The sequence below is a fragment of the Croceibacterium selenioxidans genome, assembly GCF_018599195.1.
Lineage (GTDB): Bacteria > Pseudomonadota > Alphaproteobacteria > Sphingomonadales > Sphingomonadaceae > Croceibacterium_A > Croceibacterium_A selenioxidans.
On record NZ_JAHFVK010000001.1, the window covers coordinates 1,712,014 to 1,732,658 of the forward strand.

General features: G+C 63.2%; 18 protein-coding genes. 10 read left to right on the forward strand and 8 right to left on the reverse strand.

From position 1 onward, the window contains the following. Positions 1-179: 179 nt before the first annotated feature. Positions 180-458: a hypothetical protein gene (locus tag KK137_RS08415; protein WP_214535678.1), complete on the forward strand. Its 279-nt coding sequence runs from the start codon at positions 180-182 to the stop codon at positions 456-458. 797 nt (positions 459-1,255) lie between these two features. Continuing rightward, the gene (locus tag KK137_RS08420) at positions 1,256-1,606 is read left to right on the forward strand and encodes a DUF6717 family protein (protein WP_214535679.1); all 351 of its coding nucleotides are present in this window, start codon (positions 1,256-1,258) and stop codon (positions 1,604-1,606) included. Positions 1,607-2,076: 470 nt separating this feature from the next. On the opposite strand, the gene KK137_RS08425 is transcribed toward KK137_RS08420, so the two are convergent. From KK137_RS08425 to KK137_RS08435, 3 genes are all read right to left on the reverse strand, one after another. Further along, the gene (locus KK137_RS08425; RefSeq protein ID WP_214535680.1) at positions 2,077-2,460 is read right to left on the reverse strand and encodes a nuclear transport factor 2 family protein; all 384 of its coding nucleotides are present in this window, start codon (positions 2,458-2,460) and stop codon (positions 2,077-2,079) included. 402 nt (positions 2,461-2,862) lie between these two features. Further along, on the reverse strand, positions 2,863-3,057 hold the full coding sequence (locus tag KK137_RS08430; protein WP_214535681.1) for a hypothetical protein: 195 nt from the start codon (positions 3,055-3,057) through the stop codon (positions 2,863-2,865). A gap of 2 nt (positions 3,058-3,059) precedes the next feature. Then, complete coding sequence (locus KK137_RS08435) at positions 3,060-4,058, reverse strand: fatty acid desaturase (RefSeq protein WP_214535682.1); 999 nt, start codon at positions 4,056-4,058, stop codon at positions 3,060-3,062. Positions 4,059-4,326: 268 nt separating this feature from the next. Between KK137_RS08435 and KK137_RS08440 the strand changes: the two genes are divergently transcribed. From KK137_RS08440 to KK137_RS08455, 4 genes are all read left to right on the forward strand, one after another. Further along, entirely contained in the window at positions 4,327-6,447 is a 2,121-nt protein-coding gene (locus KK137_RS08440; RefSeq protein ID WP_214535683.1) for a sodium-translocating pyrophosphatase, read from the forward strand. A 150-nt stretch (positions 6,448-6,597) separates the two neighbouring features. Next, positions 6,598-7,761: a GNAT family N-acetyltransferase gene (locus KK137_RS08445; RefSeq protein ID WP_338028012.1), complete on the forward strand. Its 1,164-nt coding sequence runs from the start codon at positions 6,598-6,600 to the stop codon at positions 7,759-7,761. After that, on the forward strand, positions 7,758-8,642 hold the full coding sequence (locus KK137_RS08450; protein ID WP_214535684.1) for a cupin-like domain-containing protein: 885 nt from the start codon (positions 7,758-7,760) through the stop codon (positions 8,640-8,642). The genes KK137_RS08445 and KK137_RS08450 overlap by 4 nt, the downstream gene beginning before the upstream one ends. 32 nt (positions 8,643-8,674) lie before the next feature. Beyond that, entirely contained in the window at positions 8,675-9,574 is a 900-nt protein-coding gene (locus KK137_RS08455; protein ID WP_214536095.1) for an acyl-CoA thioesterase, read from the forward strand. Positions 9,575-9,576: 2 nt separating this feature from the next. Here KK137_RS08455 and KK137_RS08460 read toward each other — a convergent pair whose 3' ends face one another. The 5 genes from KK137_RS08460 to KK137_RS08480 all read right to left on the reverse strand — a co-directional run bounded on the left by KK137_RS08460 (position 9,577) and on the right by KK137_RS08480 (position 18,452). Then, positions 9,577-10,389: a universal stress protein gene (locus tag KK137_RS08460; RefSeq protein WP_214535685.1), complete on the reverse strand. Its 813-nt coding sequence runs from the start codon at positions 10,387-10,389 to the stop codon at positions 9,577-9,579. 112 nt (positions 10,390-10,501) lie between these two features. Beyond that, positions 10,502-11,572 carry an AI-2E family transporter gene (locus tag KK137_RS08465; RefSeq protein ID WP_250893628.1) on the reverse strand — a complete coding sequence of 357 codons (1,071 nt, stop codon included), beginning with the start codon at positions 11,570-11,572 and terminating at the stop codon, positions 10,502-10,504. 30 nt (positions 11,573-11,602) lie between these two features. After that, positions 11,603-13,204 carry a DUF6351 family protein gene (locus KK137_RS08470; protein ID WP_338028013.1) on the reverse strand — a complete coding sequence of 534 codons (1,602 nt, stop codon included), beginning with the start codon at positions 13,202-13,204 and terminating at the stop codon, positions 11,603-11,605. Positions 13,205-13,243: 39 nt separating this feature from the next. Continuing rightward, entirely contained in the window at positions 13,244-15,184 is a 1,941-nt protein-coding gene (gene uvrC / locus KK137_RS08475; protein ID WP_214535688.1) for an excinuclease ABC subunit UvrC, read from the reverse strand. Between the two features lie 100 nt (positions 15,185-15,284). Then, positions 15,285-18,452: a TonB-dependent receptor gene (locus KK137_RS08480; RefSeq protein WP_214535689.1), complete on the reverse strand. Its 3,168-nt coding sequence runs from the start codon at positions 18,450-18,452 to the stop codon at positions 15,285-15,287. 225 nt (positions 18,453-18,677) lie between these two features. On the opposite strand from KK137_RS08480, the gene infA reads away from it, so the two are divergent. Genes infA through KK137_RS08500 form a run of 4 tightly spaced genes read left to right on the forward strand, consistent with a single transcriptional unit; the run spans position 18,678 to position 20,642 of the window. Continuing rightward, complete coding sequence (infA, locus tag KK137_RS08485) at positions 18,678-18,923, forward strand: translation initiation factor IF-1 (protein ID WP_055920719.1); 246 nt, start codon at positions 18,678-18,680, stop codon at positions 18,921-18,923. A 12-nt stretch (positions 18,924-18,935) separates the two neighbouring features. Beyond that, entirely contained in the window at positions 18,936-19,514 is a 579-nt protein-coding gene (locus KK137_RS08490; protein ID WP_214535690.1) for a Maf family protein, read from the forward strand. After that, positions 19,507-20,481 carry a ribonuclease E/G family protein gene (locus KK137_RS08495; RefSeq protein ID WP_214535691.1) on the forward strand — a complete coding sequence of 325 codons (975 nt, stop codon included), beginning with the start codon at positions 19,507-19,509 and terminating at the stop codon, positions 20,479-20,481. The genes KK137_RS08490 and KK137_RS08495 overlap by 8 nt, the downstream gene beginning before the upstream one ends. Beyond that, positions 20,478-20,642: a DNA gyrase inhibitor YacG gene (locus tag KK137_RS08500; protein WP_214535692.1), complete on the forward strand. Its 165-nt coding sequence runs from the start codon at positions 20,478-20,480 to the stop codon at positions 20,640-20,642. Before KK137_RS08495 ends, KK137_RS08500 begins: the two co-directional genes overlap by 4 nt. Positions 20,643-20,645 lie beyond the last annotated feature (3 nt).

Genomic DNA, 20,645 nt, shown 5'->3' on the forward strand with positions numbered 1-20,645 from the left:
AGCCGAATTGCTGCGAGGGGTCGTTGGCGGATCGTCCGCTCCGGAGCGGGTCTCGATTTGCCACTCACGCTGCACGGAATGACCGCAATGGGTGGAAAGCGGTGCTCACCACCAACCCGATGTCTTCCTGTAATGCTCAATCGAGGATAGTCATGCGTTTGGGCAATTAGGGGGATCTCATGTCACTGTTGCGCACTTTCAACTTGATCGTACCTCTCGTTGTGCTGCCGTCTCTCGCTGCCTGCAACTCACAAGCTGAAAGGCGGGCTGCCGAACTTCAGGAGACGTCCGAAAAACTCGACGCACTTCGCCAGGATGCCGTTGAGATCGCTGATCGAGCCAAAGCTGCGGAACAGGCAGCGCGGTTAGAAGATCGGGATAAAGATCCCAATGCCGACAAGGATGTAACCGCCGCTAGCCCCCAACAGCCGGACACCATCATCTACGTGCCGGATTAACGCGGCATCGGCTCAAGGCGGCGTGTCGTTGTCCGCATTCGGGCGTTGCCGCCATGAAAGCCGTCGGTCAGCTGTTTGGCTTCCAAACCTCTCGCCTAAGGCCGCTGTGGATCATTTACAGCCGGGCTGCCTTGGGATTTGCGCTCTTGCCGGTCGGAATGACCGAGATGGGTGGAAAGCGGTCATCGCCCCGTTTTAAGGTGGGCACACCAAGAAAATGCCCGCATCAATAGTTCCTAATCTGATTATCCGTAATAAATTTTCCCTCAATTGGGAATCCTTCCTTAGCAGCCCTCCCCAAAATACACCTAATAGCCGTCGCGTTAGGCTGGTTTATCTTGATGATAGAATAGGTTTCTCTATGCGGTTGCTGAGATAGTCTTATAGTGAACTGCCGCGCGCCGCAATCGCTGAACAATTGTCCACCGTTATATTCAATATCTTTGTATTGCCCCACTTCATCCACTCGGTACCATCGATCGGTGATCGCCAAGTATGGATGAGCATCGTCAGATACAGGGATCAAAACTCGACTCAAAACCGCAGCAAGCGCGCTCGTTGCCGCGCCCGCCGCGAACCAGGACAGATTGGCCCGCCTCAAATACCCCTCCAACTTTTATATGAGGGAAATGGACTGACAGAGGACCTCAAGGTCAGCAATGGGTCGATTGCGGCCTGTCCGCAAAACGGATGTGCTGGCTTTCGGGAAAGTTGCGCTCCGAACGACCAACATGGGTGAACATTGTTGTCCGGCATCGCTTGTGTGATTAGGTGCGCGAGAAGGGAGGCCTGCGCACATGAACGCCATCAACGTCATTGCCCCGTATCGCTACCTCGATATGTGGGTGTTCGACGATCCTCGCGTAGGACTGACCGCCGAACCCTTCGTTGGCGGCGCCGATACAATGATCGATCAGGTCACGGCTGATATTCCCAACGCAGGTGCCGGTTTCGTGATGGTATTTTCGAGTACACCATTTCCTGGGCATCAGTTCCGGCTCGAATGGCGGAGGGAAGAGCGTGGCGGGAATGTCTATTACTCATCGGAGCTCGAAGCAGAAGGGTGGCTTTGTCCCGCTCTTTTTCGATACTTCGATGAGACCCCCCCGGAAATCTATGTTCAGGTGAAACCGAAACCCGGCGGTTAAGCCGGCGGCTTGGCGCCGCGAATGTCTGCTATGGGTCGCTTTTGGGTGACGCCCCAAGGAGCCGTTACGCGGGGCTCAGAGAGCTTTGATTACAGCCAACTCAAGCGCGTGCTTGCTGATGCCGATAGACTCACACCCCATCCCATCTACGTCTTTGAAGTGGATGAGGCCGTACCATGCGCCAAGTTAGCGGCTGTCCGTTCTCTCCTTGGTGAAGCCGCGCTATGCAAATCCGGAAACTGCCTGGAAGGCGACCTCCCGGATAACTGGCGAGCAATGCGCGGCACCTAAGCCCATATGTCCGCAATGGGTCGAAAGCAGACCGTCCGCTATCGTCGCCTTGAACACAACCAATTGCCCCACTCCCAACCCTAGCTCCGTAGCCAATCGGCCACTTCAAATCCTTGCCGCCGAGCAAGCGCGCGCGTTAGCCTCGGAACGGCGGGCGGCAGGAACCTCGGCAGAATCCTTTAGCCACCCGTGCCCGCCGGATTGTCGACGTGGGTTGGATAAGTGCCATGCCCTGCACACACCTGGGCCCCGTCGAAGATCAAGACCTCGCACACGCTAACGCCCTTCTGATTGAGGTACTGAATTACCACCGTGCCGATGCCCGCGAACACGGTTTCGATGGTAAAGTGAAGGTCAGGGATGCGACGAAGGCCCTCCTCCCAATAGGCCCGAAGCGCTGCCTTGCCGCGCATGACGCCGCCCGTTTCGGGGAAAAGACCTGCGGCAACCGGTGAAGTGAAGACCACGTCGTCATGAAAGTGCTCGAGGACACGGTTGAGATCGTGCGCGTTCCAGGCGCTGCACCACTCGGCCGCGAACACGGCTGGGTCGAGGTTAGTCATGCCTCCTCTGTGCGTTTTCGAGCCGCGCCAAGCAACAGGCAATCTTTCGGAATGTCCATGGCGGGTTATTGGGAGGCATCCTGGCAACGTCGATCTTCTGATCTGCGCGCAAAAGACTGAAAGTGAACGAAAACACTTTCCTACAGCGCCGCGTCCGGTCCATGGTCACCAACGCCCTTTCCTATTGTTGGATTCTCCGGTCGCGCGCTCATCAGCGCGGGCAAAAAGTGTCAACTTGGAGAAGACGGATGCGGCTGCGGAAGGTTACACTCCGCGCGGCAAGTTGACACAATATCTGGCAGTTTTCCTTGGAAAATCGGCAAGTTGACACTTTTCGCAAAGGCCGCGCTACCGTGTCACCCCGTCACCCCTAAGTGTCAACTTGGCGGGCGCAGGTTTGCTCTAGATCCAGCGCCCCCGCCACACCGCATAGAGCCCCCAGGGCGCGCCGATCAGCAGCCCGAAGTAGATGCGGCTGAGGCCGAAAGGCGCCTCGATGTCCCAATAGGCCAGCGATTGCGCGACCAGCGGGGCGATGAAACCGATGCCGAAGATAAAGGGCATCCAGCGGAACAACTGCTTTACGGCGGCTTCCATCGTCACAGCTTCGTGATGTCCACACCGCGCTGATCGAGGATCGGCTTGAGCGCCATGTAAGCTGCGCGGGTGCGGTGGTTGGGGATGTTGGGATAGAGGTGATGCACGATGTGCGTTTCCATACACATCGAGAGCACATGGCCGAGGCGGCTTTTGAATACGTAGGTGTTCTCGTAGCGCCCGGTCCGCCCGGCGCGTGGATGGTGCGGCGCCCAGCTCAGGTAAAAGCGAATATAGCTGAGACCGATATGCCGCGGCAGCCACCAGACGAGGGCGGCCTCGATCGCATAGCCGCTCCAGGCCATGGTGAAGAGCACGGCCATGAACACCAGCTGGAGGACCATGGTCTCCTTGAGTGAGCGCGCGGCCTCGGGTGTGCCCATCTCGTTGAGGATGCGCTTGTAGGCATGGATCGAACCGTCGACGCCGGGCTGGCGGTTATACCAGGTCTTGTACCACGCCATCAGCGCATTGGGCGCCTCGTCGGTGTAATCCGGGTCCTTTTCGGGATCGTTGCAGTGGTAGTGGTGTTCCAGGTGCATCAACCGCGCCATCGAGAACGGGAACACGATCGGGATGGTAGAGACCTGCCCAACCCATTCGTTAACCCAGCGGCGCTTGCTGCCCTTCTGCGCGATGTTCGAATGCATCGCCTCATGGCTGGTGACGTAACCGCCGGTCGCCAGCACGCACGAGATCACGAACGCAATAGGCAACGGCACGATGTCGAGCATGGTCAGCGGAAACAGGCTGACCCAAAGCGCGAACCCGCCCCAGGCGGCCACCACGTAAGGCCACATCGCTCCGCCCATGTACTCGCGGGCGACGGCCAGTTCTTGCTTGCGCAGATCGCGGCGGGTGTGGCGGTCGAGCCCGTCGGGCCCGGTCAACGGAATGGCGGAACGGTCGGTCTCCGGCGCAAGCGTCTCTACGCCAACCCCGTCACGCGCAAGAAGGTACTCGTCCCCGATCGGCCCGTCCGCCACCTGTCGCAACCCCATTGCCAGCGGCAGGACGCCGCCTCCGAAATCTGAATTAACTTCGCATAAACCAAGCAAACCCGCAAGAATCAGGGAAATGGCGTCACAATTCCGGACAGTCGGATTCTTTTACTGTTCGGTGGCTCACCCGGCCCAATTGGTCCACGGGATGGTGCGGTTTAGGGCTTGCACCGCCTTACGGGCCGCTTTAGCCATCAGGTTCCGCGCGGACCCGGCGCAATGATCGGGCCGCGCTTCCTTTTTGGAAGAGGGGAGGGATGGTCTCGTCATGGACCTGACACTGATTGCCATTGGCTTAGGACTGCTTGCAGTCATCTACGGTTTCGTCACCAGTAGGCAGGTGCTGGGATCCAGCGCCGGTACCGAAAAGATGCAGGAGATAGCGGCAGCGATCCAGGAAGGCGCGCAGGCCTATCTCAAGCGCCAGTACACCACGATCGGCATCGTCGGCGTGGTCGTCGCCGTCATCGTGTTCGCGTTCCTCGGACCCATCAGCGCCGCCGGGTTCGTGCTCGGCGCGATCCTGTCGGGCGCCGCCGGGTTCATCGGGATGAACATCTCGGTGCGTTCGAACGTCCGCACGGCCGCTGCCGCGCAGAAGGGCCTGCAAGAGGGTCTCACCCTCGCCTTCCGCGCCGGTGCCATCACCGGCATGCTGGTGGCGGGGCTGGCCCTGCTCGCGATCGCGGTCTTCTACTGGTACCTGACCGGCCCGGGCGGTTATACCGTCGGCGGTGAGGACCGCACGGTGGTTGACGGGCTTGTTGCCCTCGCCTTTGGCGCCTCTCTGATCTCGATCTTCGCGCGTCTCGGCGGGGGTATCTTCACCAAGGCCGCTGACGTCGGCGCCGATCTCGTCGGCAAGGTCGAAGCCGGCATTCCCGAGGACGATCCCCGCAACCCGGCAGTCATCGCCGACAACGTGGGCGACAACGTCGGTGACTGCGCCGGTATGGCCGCCGACCTGTTCGAGACTTACGTCGTGACCGTCGGTGCGACGATGGTACTCACCGCGCTGCTGCTCACCGGAGCTGGTGACCTGCTGCGCAATCTCATGGCGCTGCCGCTGCTGATCGGCGGCGTGTGCATCGTCACCTCGATCATCGGCACCTATTTCGTCCGCCTCGGCAAGTCGAACAACGTCATGGGCGCCATGTACAAAGGCTTCCTGGTCTCGGCCGTACTGTCGATCCCGGCGATCTGGTTCGCCACCTCCTACGCCCTTGGTGGCATGGAAGCGGTCATTCCGGGCACCGAGTTCAACGGGCGGGCGCTGTTCTATTGCGCTCTCGTCGGCCTGGTCATCACCGGCCTGATCATCTGGATAACCGAGTACTACACGGGCACCAACTTCCGCCCGGTCCGCTCGATTGCCAAGGCTTCGGAAACGGGCCACGGCACCAACGTGATCCAGGGCCTTGCGGTGAGCCTCGAAGCGACGGCGCTGCCGACGCTCGTGATCGTCACCGGCATTATCGTCGCCTACCAGATCGCCGGCCTGATCGGCATCGCCTATGGCGCGACCGCGATGCTGGCACTGGCCGGCATGGTCGTGGCACTCGACGCCTACGGTCCGGTCACCGACAACGCCGGCGGCATCGCCGAAATGGCGGGTCTCGATGACTCGGTCCGCGAAAAAACCGACCTGCTCGATGCAGTCGGCAACACGACCAAGGCTGTTACCAAGGGCTACGCCATCGGTTCGGCCGGCCTCGCCGCGCTGGTGTTGTTCGCCGCCTATACCACCGACTTGCGCCACTTCTTCCCGGCCCTGTCGGATGGCGTTCTGACCAACGGCGAAGTGAGCTTCAGCCTCGAGAACCCCTACGTTATCGTAGGCCTCCTGCTGGGTGCGCTGCTGCCGTTCCTGTTCGGCTCGATGGGCATGACCGCCGTCGGCCGGGCCGCGGGCGACGTTGTCAAGGACGTGCGCGACCAGTTCGCCAACGATCCGGGGATCATGGCCGGCACCTCGAAGCCGAACTACGCCCGGACGGTGGATCTGGTCACCAAGGCGGCGATCAAGGAAATGATCATTCCTTCGCTGCTGCCCGTGCTTGCGCCGATCGTCGTCTATTTCGCAATCACGGCGATCGCGGGTGAAGCCAATGGCTTCGCGGCTCTCGGCGCCTTGCTTCTGGGCGTGATCGTTGGCGGCCTCTTCGTCGCGATCTCGATGACCGCCGGTGGCGGCGCTTGGGACAACGCCAAGAAGTACATCGAGGACGGCAACCACGGCGGCAAGGGCTCCGAAGCCCACAAGGCTGCCGTGACCGGCGACACGGTTGGCGATCCCTACAAGGACACCGCAGGTCCGGCGGTGAACCCGATGATCAAGATCACCAATATCGTGGCACTGCTGCTGCTGGCGGCGCTCGCCGCTGGCTGACCGAATCCACTGATTGGTAAACGAATTGCCCCACCAGGCCCGGCCTGGTGGGGCTTTCTTTACCCTCTCGCTTAGCCGTTCCTTCGGTCCACCGGACTAATCGGATCAAGACGGTGACCGGGCCGTCAGCGGTCAAGGTTAACCTCTCGCGTGGGCAGCAACGCAGTCCTCTATCTCCAACCAACCTTTGAGGTGCGGCCCCCGGCCCCGCGCCTGCGGATCGTCGAGCGTAGCTGGCGGATCTTCGAATGCCCCACCGAACTGGCCGGTTGGAACGCCCTGTCCTTGCGGGCGAGCGAACCCAATCCCTTTTTCGAGAGCTGGTGCCTTCTTCCGGCGCTTCAGGCCCTGGATCGCGACGACGCCGTGACCCTGCTTTGCCTGGAAGCCGACGGACAACTGGCGGGATTGCTACCTGTCTCTCGAGACGCCAGCTATTACGGCCACCCCGTTCCGCACTGGCGCAACTGGCTTCATCCCAACGCTTTCCTCGGAACGCCCTTGATAGCGCGAGGGCTCGAGAAGGCGTTCTGGCTCGAGACGCTCGCATGGATGGACGATAGCGCTGGCAGCGCCCTGTTCCTTCACCTTGAACGCCAGGCGGGCGATGGGCCCATCGCTGAAGCGCTGCTCCAGGTGCTGGATCACATGTCCCGCCACGCTGCGACAGTCGTGCAAGAAGAACGCGCGATGCTCCGATCGCACCTCGCACCCGAGGCCTATCTCGAACGGGCCCTGTCGGGAAAGAAGCGCAAGGAGCTGCGCCGCCAGCATCGCCGCCTGCAGGAAGAGGGATCGCTGTCGTCGGAATGCCTGCAAGATGCCACGGACCTCGATCAGTGGATCGACGAGTTCCTCCTGCTGGAACGCGCGGGTTGGAAAGGCGAAGCGGGATCGGCCCTAGCCTGTGATGGGGCGACCGAGACCTTCTTCCGCGATGCTCTCAGGGGTGCTGCGAGGAAGGGGCGGCTTGAACGCCGGGCCCTTCGCCTAGACGGCGAACCGCTCGCCATGCTCGTGAGCTTTATTTGTCCACCCGCTGCGTTCGCGTTCAAGACCGCGTTTGACGAGCGTTATGCGCGGTTCTCTCCAGGCGCCCTGCTCCAGCTCGAGAATTTCGAGGTTCTCAATCGGCCCGAGATCGAATGGTCCGACAGCTGCGCTGCGATGAATCATCCGATGATCGACCAGTTTTGGCGGGAGCGGCGCTCAATCGTGAGCCGGAATGTGGCTATCGGCGGTGCCGCCCGCCAGTTGTTGTTCCGCTTAATCGCTGCCGTGGAAACCGCGTCCGGTGGCAAGGGGCCCAAATGAACGAGTTGCATGATCTGTATCGGGCGGAAGCCAGGCGCACGGCGGCGGTGTTCCCGCCTCTTTCGCGTGCCAACTTTTCGGCGTCCTATCCTGAGGGGCCGCACAAGCTGCGGCACAGCCTTGAAGATCATCCGCTGCTTGAGCTGGAGGCGTTGGCGCAGCTTGGCGAAGTTCTTCCAGCGAGTTCGGTCGAATATAATCGCGGCGATCTCTCGATCGGCGTCGAAGGCAAGCCGAAAGGCAATGGCCTGACCATCGGCGAGACCATTCGGGGAATCGAGCAGAGCAACAGCTGGGCGGTGCTCAAAAATATCGAACAGCATCCGACCTACGCCGCGCTGCTGGCGGAGTTGCTCGGCGAGCTAGAGGTGGAGATCCTTCGCAAGACCGGTCGGATGCTGAAAACGCAGGGTTACGTCTTCGTGTCGAGCCCGAATGCGATCACTCCGTACCACTTCGATCCGGAACACAACATCCTGCTGCAACTCGTCGGCGAAAAGGCGATGACCGTCTTTCGCGCCGGAGACGAGCTGTTCGCTCCCGATGCGGTGCACGAGCAGTACCACACCGGCGGCGCGCGCGAGCTCTCCTGGAGCGAAGAATTCGCCTGCCACGGGCTCACATTTCGCCTTGCGCCGGGAGAGGCGCTCTACGTGCCGGTTATGGCGCCGCACTATGTACGCAACGGGCCCGCGCCTTCGATCTCGCTGTCGATTACCTGGCGCAGCGAATGGAGTTTCGCCGAGGCAGACGCTCGCGCGTTCAACGGGCTGCTGCGCAGGTGTGGGTTGAATCCCCATCCGCCGGTACGGTGGCCTGGGCGCAACACGGGCAAGGCAATCGCGTGGCGCATCCTGCGCCGGATCCCCGGCATCCGTTGACTGACGCCACGGCGCCGCGCAAGCGTGGCGGCATGGCGACTGAAAAGAAATCCGTGCCAACGCCTGAGCAGTTGGTTGCCGATCTCGTACTTCTACTCAATCTGGAGCCTCGGGGAGCCGACACCTTCGTGGGTCGCAGGCAGGTCGGCGGGACCGGTCGAGTCTTTGGCGGGCAGGCGATTGCCCAGGCGCTCGGAGCCGCGCGGCGAACCGTTCCCGAAGATCGGCACACCCATTCGCTCCACGCCTACTTCCTGCGTGGCGGGAGTGACGCCTTGCCCATCGAATTCCGCGTCAAGCGCGACCTCGACGGACGAAGCTTCTCCAATCGCCGCGTCGTCGCAAGCCAGGAGGGCGCGCCCATCCTCAACCTGGTTGCCTCGTTCCAGAAGCCGCAGGAAGGGCTGACGCATCAGTTCGCGGTGATGCCGCAAGTGCCTCCGCCCGAAGAGCTCGAGCCCGACGCGGCGATCCGCCAACGGGCCGGGGCCGAAATGCCCGAAGGCCCGCTGCGCGATCTCATGCTTCGTGCCCGGCCGATCGACTTCCGCTCCGTCGAACCGCGCAACTGGCAATCGCCCGGCAAGCGCGAACCCCGCGCGCACGCCTGGTTCCGGACAGTCGCCCCCCTGCCCGACGATCAGCCGATCCATCGCGCAGTGCTGGCCTACGCCAGCGATTTTCAGCTGCTTTCCACGGCAATTCAGCCGCACGGACTGAGCTTCCACAAGGGCGAGATCAAGGCCGCCAGCCTCGACCATGCGATCTGGTTCCACGACGCGTTTCGAGCCGATGAGTGGCTGCTCTACGTTACCGAAAGCCCTTGGTCGGGGCTCGCCCGGGGATTTGGCCGAGGACAGATCTTCACGCGCGACGGCCGCCTTGTCGCCAGTGTCGCACAGGAAGGGATGATCCGCGCCGTCGAAGGCTAGGGTCAATGTGCGAGCAGCAACGGCAGGGTGGGTTCGGTTAACAATCGCCGGGTGACCCCGCCGAACAGTAACTGCCGTAACCGAGAGTGACCGTAAGCGCCCATAACCAGGTAAGTGGCACCGCGCGCCTTGGCCGCTTCCTCCAACGTGGCGGCAACACCTTCCGAGCTCTGCGCGAGTTCGACGATCTCGGCCTCGATGCCGTGCCGCGCGAGATATTCCACACCCCGCAGCGGCGGAATGTCGTGCTCGCTCTCCGCCTTGTCCTCGGCAACGATCGCGAGCGAAACGCTACTCGCCCGCGCGAGCAACGGCACGGCCGCCTTCAACGCGCGCGATGACTCGGCGGAGTTGTTCCAGGCGACCAGCGCGGCACCGCCGAGCGAAAGGCCCGATTGGGCGCTGGGCACCACCAGCAAGGGGGCACGACCATGGATCGCGAGGCCACCGACCAACGGCGAAGGTCCAGCTCCCAGCTCAGGCGGCGAAGCACTGACCACCACCAAATCGCTGAGGGCAGCGTAGTCGAGCAAGTAGGACTCCTCCACCCCGAACTCGTCCGCCCAGGTCCAGCGGACGTCTTCCTTGGCCAGGCGGCCCTCGACCTCCGCGCGAAATTCCAGAGCGGCGTCGCGTATCACCGGGATCATCTCGGAAATCACGGTGCCGTAAAGATCGCCCGGAACGGCCACGTCGAACGACACGACCTGCAGACAGGTCAAATGAGCGTCGAGTTGCCTCGCCAGGTCCAGGGCGACCTGGAGGCGGCCTTCAAACCGATCATCGCGGCGAGCATGAAGCAGGATCGAGCGCATAGAGTCTCCTTCGCTGTCCGATACAATGGCGAGCCTGCGCCGCCCGTGCCTTGACGAGGGTCAAGACCCCAAACCAAAACAGCGAAAGGCGTAGGGGCGTTCCCGCGCTGCCCTAATCGTCCGTCGCGACTTCGCGCAGTCGAAGTTCCGTGAAAGTCCGCCATACCGAAACGAACAGGGCGGCGATGATCGGGCCGATGATAAAACCCGAAATGCCAAACAGCTTCAGGCCCGCCAATGTGGAGATCAGCACCACGAAGTCGGGCAGCTTGGTGTCTTTACCAATCAGGATCGGGCGAAGCAGGTTGTCGACCATCCCGATGATAAAAAACCCGCAAAAGGCGAGAACCACGCCCTGCCAAATCGATCCCGTCGCAAGCAGATAGACTGCGACCGGAACCCAAACGATTCCGGTTCCAACCGCCGGGACGAGTGAGAAGACACCCATCAGCAGGCCCCAAAGCAGCGCCCCTTCGATGCCCAGGGCCCAGAAGATCACGCCGCCCAGAACGCCCTGAATTACGGCTACAACGATCGAGCCTTTCATCGTGGCCCGGACTACCGTGACAAAGTCCTGCAGCAGCCGGTCGCGCAAGTCGGGATCGAGTGGAATAGCCGACTTGATCCTGCTGCCATAGGCGTCGCCATCGCGCAGCAGGAAGAACGTCAGGTATAGCATGATACCTAGCGCTGCGAGGAAGTTGAGCGCGCCCTGCCCGAACAATAGCGCCTGGCCGGCGATGCTCTGGGCCCCGGTGGAAAGCGTTGCCGCCAAGGTGTCGCGCAGCCGATTGGCGTCGGTCCAGTTCGGACCCAGCATGTCGGAAGCCCAGCGGGGAAGCGCCGACCGAATCTGGCTGAGAACGACCGCGAGATCGAAATGGCCTTCCTCAAGGCCAACGTAAATCTCGGTCGCCTGCTGCACCAGCGAAACCGCTAGCAGAAAGGCGGGGATCACCACCAACCCGATCACTGTCAGCAGCGTAAGCGTCGCCGCCAGGCTTCTGCGACCCGAAAAGGCGGTAACCAACTTGTTGTACAGCGGCGTGAACAGGATGGCCGCCACGACGCCCCAAAGGATCGCCCCAAAGTAAGGCAGCGTCAGCCAGCCGAACAGCACGGTGACCGCTACGACGAGGAGCAGGAACGTCCCATTCTCCAGACGGTCACCGCGCAAGTTCATCATTTTGCCCCCTTAAATCTCGGAGTTTTCTCAGGCCGCTGGCTGCGTGCAGACGTAACTGCTGGCCTTCTTGGTGTCGCCACCCATGTAGCGCGGATAGGCCGGATGCTGACAAAGGGGCCGTTCTTGCTCGGGCGCAGAGCTGCGGCGGGCCACCGGGTTCGCGGGAGCCTTGCCCTCCTCTACCCAGGCGACCACTTCGCTCAGCAGGTCGAACCGGTCGAACGCATTGCCGCCGCCGCAATGAGCCATACCCGGGACCATGTAGAAGCGGCTGGCCTTGTCCCACGCCTCTCCCCCGCTCACTTCGCGGGCGCGCTGCCAATAGTCCCAGGTGTCGTTGGCCGAGAACCAGGGGTCGCTGACACCGTGGTAGAACAGGATCTTGCCGCCCTTGCCGAGGAAAGTGTTGAGATTGGTCCACACGTTGGTGTCCGTAAGCCGCTGCATCGCGTCGGCGCGAATGGTCCAGGCGGCCGCATCCACGTCCATGGTGAGGTCCCGATTGGCCGGCCCCAGGATATCCGCTTTGCCGCTGACGATATATCCCGAGATCGGGCCAGAGAGGTCGACTACGCCGGTATCGAACGGCACCGGCACGTAGAGCGGACGGCCCGAGGCATCTTTCGGCCCGGCAAAGGCTCGCTCAAGCGCGCCAACTTGCACGCCACTGAGGCAGCCGTCCTGCTTGGCGCCCGAACATTGCAGCTTCGCCGGTTGGAAGTGGCACTGGGCCACATTCATGATCATGCCATCTTCGAGACCGTCGAGCGCGTCGCACTGGGCGAGCATACCCTTCAGGATCGTCTGGCGATCGGCGGGGCTGAAGGCCTGCTCAGGCAATGGCTTGCCCTCGGCGTCGCGCGGGGCGGCCTGATTGAACTGCACCTTGGCGTAGGCTGCGCCGAGGTTCGAAAAGCCGGTCCGCATCGCCGGGGCGCCAACGACGATGCCGTCGAACAGTTCGGGATAGCGCTGCGAAGCGAGCATGCTCTCGCGTCCACCGGTCGAGCATCCCGCCATGTAGCTATGCGCGATCTCGCGGCCGTAGTGCTTCTGCACGATATCCTTGGCCACCAAGGTCACCGTTCGCACCGAGGCCTCCGCGAAATCGAGCGCGGCGCGCTGGTCGACCGAGAAGCTGGCATCGAACACCGCGCCCTTGTGGCCGCTGTCGTGGCTGACAACGGCAAAGCCGCGCGAAAGCGCGGGGACGCCGCCTGTCGCCACATCCCCGATTGCCCGTCCGACACTTCCGTTGAGGCCACCGCCGCCCTGAAGCAGGAAGCGCCCGTTCCACGGCTCAGGGAGCGCCAATTCGAAACCGATGCCGAATTCCTTGCCCTGCGCGCCGGTGCGACGATTGATCACGCCCTCAACTCGGCAATGGGCAGGTAGGCCGGCGTCCGTAAACGAGTTCGGACCGAATTGGACCCGCGTGCCCGAGGGAACCGCCGGGACTATGGTAGCGGAGGTAATCTCCACTCCCTTCCCGAAGTTGGCACCGACCAGAGCAGAACAGGCGCCTCCTTTGTCATCCCCCGCCGAGAGTGCCGGGCTAGCGGCGACCGCAAACAGCGGAAGCGAAAGAGTCAGCGCCAAGCGCGCGCCTCTCATGGTCGGTTTGATCATAGTGCTCGGGCCCCTCCCTGTCGGTGCTTTTTCAGTCTGTTATCCGCTTGGATGATAGAAGTCATATACCGCTTGCGCCACCGTTGCGCTCACGCCCGGGGCGCGCTGCAAATCCTCGAGCGCGGCCGCACGAACTTTGCCCGCGGTACCGAAGTGCAGAAGCAACGCCCGTTTTCTCGAAGGGCCGATCCCCGGAATCTCGTCTAGCGGTGAAGCCGTGATGGCTCGACTGCGCTTCTGACGATGAGCGCCGATAGCAAAGCGATGCGCCTCGTCGCGCAAGCGCTGCAAATAGAACAGAACTGGCGAATTGACTGGCAAGGTCTTCTCGCGCCCGTCGGGAAAATGGAAGACTTCGCGACCGGCATTGCGATCGGGACCCTTGGACACGCCGATCAGCGGCACGTCCTCGATGCCGAGCTCTTCCAGCGTGTCGCGGACGCTCGACATCTGGCCTTTGCCCCCGTCGATCAGGACGAGCCCGGGCCAGGAGCCTCCATCCCGATCGGGATCTTCATCGAGCGCGCGACTGAACCGGCGCCCCATCACCTCGCGCATCATGCCGAAGTCGTCGTTGGTCTGAGCGCTCTTGATGTTGAACTTGCGGTACTGGTTCTTGAGGAAGCCTTCCGGCCCCGCAACCACCATCGCCCCGACCGCCTTGGAACCTTGGAGGTGGCTGTTGTCGTAGATCTCGATGCGCCTGGGTTCTTCAGGCAGCTCGAGGAACTCAGTCATTTCCCGCAGGACCTTTGCCTGGCTGCCGCTCTCCGCCAGGCGCCGATCGAGCGCCTCTGCAGCGTTGCGCTTCGCCTGTTCCATCAAGCGCCGGCGATCTCCGCGCTGCGGCACGCTGATCTCGACCCGGCGGCCAACCGCTTCGCATAAGGCAAGTTCGAGAAGCTCGCGCTCGGGCAGTTCGCGGTCGACCAGGATCGTGCGGGGTGGAGGCACTTCCTCGTAGAACTGGGCCAGGATACGGGCGAACACCTCTTCGTCCTCCACCCCCTGCGTATGGCTCGGAAAGAACGCGCGGTGGCCCCAGTTCTGGCCGCCACGGATGAAGAAGGCCTGGATGGCGACTTGCCCGCCCTTAGAGGCGAGCGCGAAGACGTCGGCGTTGCCGACGCCCTCGGCGTTGATGGCCTGGGTGCCCTGGATGAACGTCGCTGCCCTCAAGCGGTCGCGCAGCATGGCAGCCGTCTCGAAGTCGAGTGCCTCGGCCGCGGCCGCCATCTGGGACTCGATCTTCTTCTGCACCGCTCCGGAGCGTCCGCCGAGGAAGTCCTTCGTTTCACGCACCAGTTCGGCGTAGCCCGCCTTGTCGATCCGACCTACGCAAGGGGCCGAGCAGCGCTTGATCTGATAGAGCAGGCACGGCCGGTCGCGCCGGGCAAAGAAGCTGTCGGTGCAGCTGCGGAGAAGAAACAGCTTCTGCAGCGCGTTGACGGTGGTGTTGACCGAACCGGCGCTGGCGAAGGGGCCGTAATAGTCGCCCTTCATCTTCCGCGCGCCGCGATGCTTCATGATGCGGGGAAAGTCATGCTCGGAGCGCAGCAGGATGAAGGGGAAGCTCTTATCGTCGCGCAGCAGGACGTTGTAGGCGGGTCGAAAGCGCTTGATGAGCTGCGCCTCGAGCAACAGCGCCTCGGCTTCCGAATTGGTGGTGACGATCTCCATCCCGCGCGTCTGCGCCACCATGCGCTGCAATCGCAGAGGCAGGGCCGCGACCTGGGTGTAGTTGGCCACGCGATTCTTCAGCGCCCGCGCCTTGCCGACGTAGAGCACGTCGCCGCGAGCATCGAGCATGCGGTAGACGCCGGGCTTGGGCTTCAGCGTCCGCACGACCTCTCGGATAGCCGCCACGCCCGCTTCGATGTCGGGCTGGGCTGCGCCGCGGACGGTGTAAGTCGCGCGCTCCTCATGGAAACGCTCGGCGCCTTTGGGATGGGGTGGAGTTCCGGCGGGAGTGCGAGCCATGGAGGATCAGATAATGCGCCGTTGCGCATCCGTCATCCATCAGTTCCGGCTGGCGAGGATTGCAGGCTGATCGTCCCGCTCTCCTCGCCAACCGGGGAGATCAGAACAGCTTGCGCAGTTCGATCTCAAACGAACGGCCGATCGGGTCGACGAGATAGGGTTGGTAACGCAGAGGCACGACGCCGCTGCCGTCCGTCACGCGCTGGCGAGTGTCGAACACGTTGTTCACCCCGAAGCTGACCCGGGTATTCTTGAGCAGCGGCACCTGTTCGATCAGCGAAGCCCGCTGGTTGAGGTCGGCGAACATCCGCCAGTTTACGGTAATGTAGTCGCCGAAGAACAAGTCGGTGCTACCCGGTTGCCCGGTACCGTCGATGTGCGAGCTACCGGTGTAGCGGGCGTTCACGTTGGTGCCGAAGCCGGCATAGAACAGGCCGCCGTTGAACTGCGCCGAGTGCCGCGGATTGCCGCCGCCTGAAAGCGCGTCACCGTCGAGCAGGTCGAGCAGCGGACCACCGGGTGCGACCAGGACTTCGTTCTCGAGTTCGTGCGTGTAACTGAAGTTGACGAACCAGCGGCCACGGCCGTCGGCGCTGCCACCCGGCCCACCGAAGCCGCCACCCCCCGGCCCGCCTGGGCCGCGCGGACCACCACCGCCTGGGCCACTCTGACCGGCCTGGCCTGCGCCTGGACCACCCGCGGGGGGTCCACCAAATACGAAGCCGCCCTGCCCGGGCCCACCGGGCCCACCGGGACCACCAGGTCCGCCCTGGCCGAAATTGGCGCTGCAGAACCGCGTGCGCATCTGCGCCACTCGTTCGGGATCGACCTTGCCGTCAGGTCCCTTGAGCCGCTCGAGCATTTGCGGCGGCAAGGCGGCGAGTTGCTCGTCGGTGATCGGCGGGGGCGTTTCGCCCTGCTTGCCGCACATACGTTCGCGCATCTCGGCGAAGCGAGCGGGGTCGACCGGCTGGAAGTTGGCATTGCAGATACCGCCGCGAGCTTCGGCCCAGCGCTCTGCACTGATCGTGCCGTCCGCGTTCTTGAGCCGGTTGAGCAACGGCTCTGGCAATCCGGCCAGATCCTCGGCGGTGGGCACCGTGCTGGCCATTTCCGGCGTGCAGAAGCGCGCGCGGATCTGCTGGAACACCTGGGGGTTGAACTGGCCCGGGCCGCCCTGACCCGGTCCCTGGCCCGGAGCTGCCGTAGCCGCCTGGGGCCCCGGTCCACCAGCGGGCCCCTGGCCGCCATTCGCCGGCGCGCCACCGCCCGGCCTTGCCTGGCGCATCATCGCGAACGGATTGTTCGCCTGCGCCCGCGCTGCCGCTTCCGGCCGGGCCTTTCCGAACGGACCCGTCATGTTGAGGCCGATCTGGATGCGCTGTGACTTTTGCTGGGTGAAGGTCACCGGGCGCTGGTCAATCGACAGGAGCGTCCCGTCGGCATCGCGAACCACGCGATCAGGAAAGGCGGCCTCGATCGGCGGTGTGAGCAGTGGGAAGGATGAGGAAACGTCCTCCGAACTGTTCCGGAAGTACTCGACCGTCAGGCGCGACTGCTGGATCGCCGAGGTGAATTCCGGCAGTTGCCAGTTCATGCTCACCCGCAGATCGCGCTGGGTCTGCGCAGGCAGGTCTGGATTGCCCCCGGTGGTTACCGTCGCAAGAACCGTCTCGCCATTGGCGATGTCATAGACAGGCACGTTGACGGTAGTCGTCTCGGGCGCGCCGAGCTGCGCCAGGGAAGGCGCTGCATCGCGCCCAACATACGTCACGCCAAAGTTCAACCGGTCCGTCAGGCCCCAGTTGAGGCCAGCGCTCCAATCGGTCAGCGTGCCGAAGTCGGAGAGTTCGTCCACCCCGCCCGACAGGTTGACGCTGATATCGCCGAGCGCGGCGCCGAAATCGTCGCGAGTGCTGGTAATCGGAATGGCCACGTTGACGCCGCCGTTGAGATCACCGCGGCTGAGGTGGACCTCCGGATCGTCGTTGTTTTGGCTCTGGATTCGGGTCCAGTCGTAACCAGCATCGAAAGTGACCGACACATCGCCGCCCGGCAGCGAGATCGGCCGTCCCATGGCCGTGACTTTGCTACTGGCACTGTCGGTTCGCGTGTCGGCCCGGTCAAAACCCGCGTCAGGCAGATTGATGTCCGTGCCGAGCGGCAACGCGCCAGAATTTACGGCATCGACCAAGGCGGCGGTGTCGGCCCGCCTTTGCGTCAGGCTGCGCGAATTAACGCGGCTTCCATCCGCCGTTCCGGTGATCTGCCAGTCACCCAGCGTGCTGTTGAGCGTCCCGCCCAGTGAGTAGGTGTCACTGCGGGAATCGACCGTCAGCGGGTCGTCCTCGTTAAACGTGCGCAGCACTTTGTTCGTGTTGGGATCCGGGTTGTTCGGATCGGTAAACTGGACCGAATCGAGGCCCTGGTATCGCAGGCTATCGTCGCGCTCGAACGTGGCGTTAAGGCTCAACGAGGTCGGCCCGCCACCGAGGCGCGAGGTGAAGTTGCCGGTCGCTTCGATGTTGGTCGAAGGAGCGACGAGGCTGCGATATTCCGCCGGGTCAGGATCGGTCGGCAGCGTCGGCTGGCTGCCTTCGGTCTGCTCGACGTTGCGCTCGGCCTCGGTCAGGAGGCTGGAATGCTCCCAGTCGAGGTTGAAGTTGAGCCGGGACTGGCCGAGCAACCGGAGATAGGTCCCCTCGATCTCCTTGGTCGAATTGCCACCATCCCAGGGCTGTCCGTACTGCAGCTCGATCTCGCGGCTCGAATAGTTCCTCTTGAGGATGAAGTTCACCACGCGCTGGTCAGGCGAATAACCGTAGCGCTGGGCGACCTCCTCGGGGAAGACCTCGACCTTTTCGATCGCTTCGGGCGGGTAGGAGCGCAGTTCGCGGAAGCTCGAAATGCGCACGCCGTTGACGAGCATCACCGGGAAACCGCCGCCGCGGCCGCTGCCGCTGGTGACCTGCGAACTCAGCGCCTGGATAAGTTCCTGGATCGAACTGGCGCCGTAGGCCGCGATATCCTCGGTATTGAGTTCGAGGATCGGCGGCTGGGGCGCATCGACCTGGCCCGCCAGGCGGGTGGCAATGACCAGAATCTCATCATCGGATGCAACCGGCTCAGTCGCGGGCGCTGCGGGCTGCTGGGCCGCCGCCCCGGCCGTGGGCGCGGCATTATCGTCCTGCGCCGTGGCGAGATGCGGAACCGTCAGGCTGATCGCGGTGGCAAGGGCAAGCAAACTGGTCGAAGACGAGATACGCAAAGGGGGGCTTCCTCAAGTTGTTCTAATTTCAGCGCCGACTGCGGCTCCTTGCTGCGACCCGGAAAGGACGCAAGCCGCGAAGGGTAATAAAATGTCGCAGATGTATCTGGCCTGTCAGGAACCGCGCCAATGAAGGCGGAGCTTCCCTTTTCGCGCCTTGCCCGCTATGGCGCGCGCCCAAGGCGAAAGCCTGTCACATTCACTTGAAATGGAAACAGATACTGCATGGCAAAAGAAGAACTCCTCGAAATGCGCGGCAAGGTGGTGGAACTGCTGCCGAACGCGATGTTCCGGGTAGAGCTCGAAAACGGCCATGAAGTGCTCGGCCATACGGCCGGAAGGATGCGCAAGAACCGCATTCGCGTGCTGGTAGGTGACGAGGTGCTGTGCGAACTCACGCCTTACGACCTGACCAAGGCCCGCATCACCTACCGCTTCATGCCCGGCCGGGGCGGCCCGGGCCCGCAATAAAGCGCAGCGGGCGTGTCCACGCCCCCGACACTCGTCCTTGCATCGGCAAGTCCGCGACGGCGTGAGTTGCTGGCGCGGCTTGGCGTCGAGCCGGCGCAAGTCGTGCCTGCCGATATCGACGAGACTCCGGAGCCGCGCGAAATTCCGCGCAACTATGCGGTCAGGGTGGCGCGCGAGAAGGCTCTCGCCGCGGCCAGTCAGCAACACCATGTGCTGGCCGGCGACACGGTCGTTGCCCTCGGGCGCCGAATTCTTCCGAAGGCCGATGACGAGGCTACCGCTCGTCGCTGTCTTGAGCTTCTTAGCGGCCGACGCCACCGCGTCCTTTCCGCCATCGCCTTGCGGTCACCCGACGGTACCCTGCGCGAGCGATTGAGTGAGACCATCGTCCGCTTCAAGAACCTGTCCAGGACGGAAATCGACGCCTACCTCGATGGGGGCGAGTGGCACGGCAAGGCGGGCGGTTATGCGATCCAGGGCAGCGCAGAAGGGCTGATCGCGTGGATCGGCGGCAGCCACTCAGGCGTCGTCGGCCTGCCCCTGTTCGAGACGCGGGCACTGCTCAAGGCGGCCGGGTTCGCTCTTGGCTGAGTGGTTGATCGAAGAAGGGATCGGCGAACATCGCGCGATCCAGCTCGATGGAGACCACATCGTCGCGGCCCGGATCGATTGGCCCGGCGGACTTGCAGCGGGGCTCGTAGAAGACGCGATCCTCGTATCGCGAGCCGCCGGAAGCCGGCGCGGCACAGTGCGATTTGCTAACGGCGAGGAAGCGCTGGTCGACAAACTTCCCGCTTCTGCCAGCGAAGGCTCATCAATACGCGTCGAAGTGACGCGAACGGCAATCGGGGAACGAGGGCGACGAAAATTGGCACGGGCGCGGCCGACCGATTCCCCGGGGCAAGCGGCGCCGTCGCTGGCAGAAAGACTTCGCAACGATGGCGACGTCGTCCGGGTCGTGCCAGCGTTCCCGGAGAGCGACTTGTCGGACTTGCTGGCAGAGGCCTTCGAGGCTGAGGTCGCATTCCCCGGAGGAAGCCTTCAATTCAGTCCGACGCCGGCAATGCTGCTAATCGATATCGATGGCACTCTTGACCCGAGAGCCCTGGCGCTGGCCGCGGTCAAACCCTTGGCCGAGGCGCTGCGCCGATTCGATGCGGGCGGCTCTATCGGAATCGACTTTCCCACCTTGCCGGGCAAAGCCGACCGCCGCGCAGTCGACGAGGCTCTCGATCAGGCGCTTGGGGGATGGCCCCATGAACGAACGGCCATGAACGGCTTTGGCTTCGTGCAACTGATTGCCCGGCAGGAACGACCATCTCTGCTTCATCGAGCGACGTTTCAGCGTGCCGGCCTGGCCGCTCGTTCGCTCCTTCGCCAGGCGCAGGGACTGCAGGGCGCGGGAAGCCTGCTTCTGTCCGGCCATCCGGCGTTGGGAGCGCAGCTCAGGCCGGAATGGTTGACCGAACTCGCGCGCCGCACGGGGCGCGAGGTGAGCTGGGAAGCCGATCCGGCCCTTGCCATTGCGGCGCCGCAAGCCCAACTCGTGCCACGATGACCAAGCGTCCCTGTCCGATCTGCCGCAAACCGCGTTCCGAGGAATTCGCGCCTTTCTGCTCGAGCCGTTGCCGCGACCGTGACCTCGCCCAGTGGTTCAACGACGGCTATACCGTACCTGGACCGCCCGCAGATCCGGAAGACATTGCCAAGGGAGAATGAACC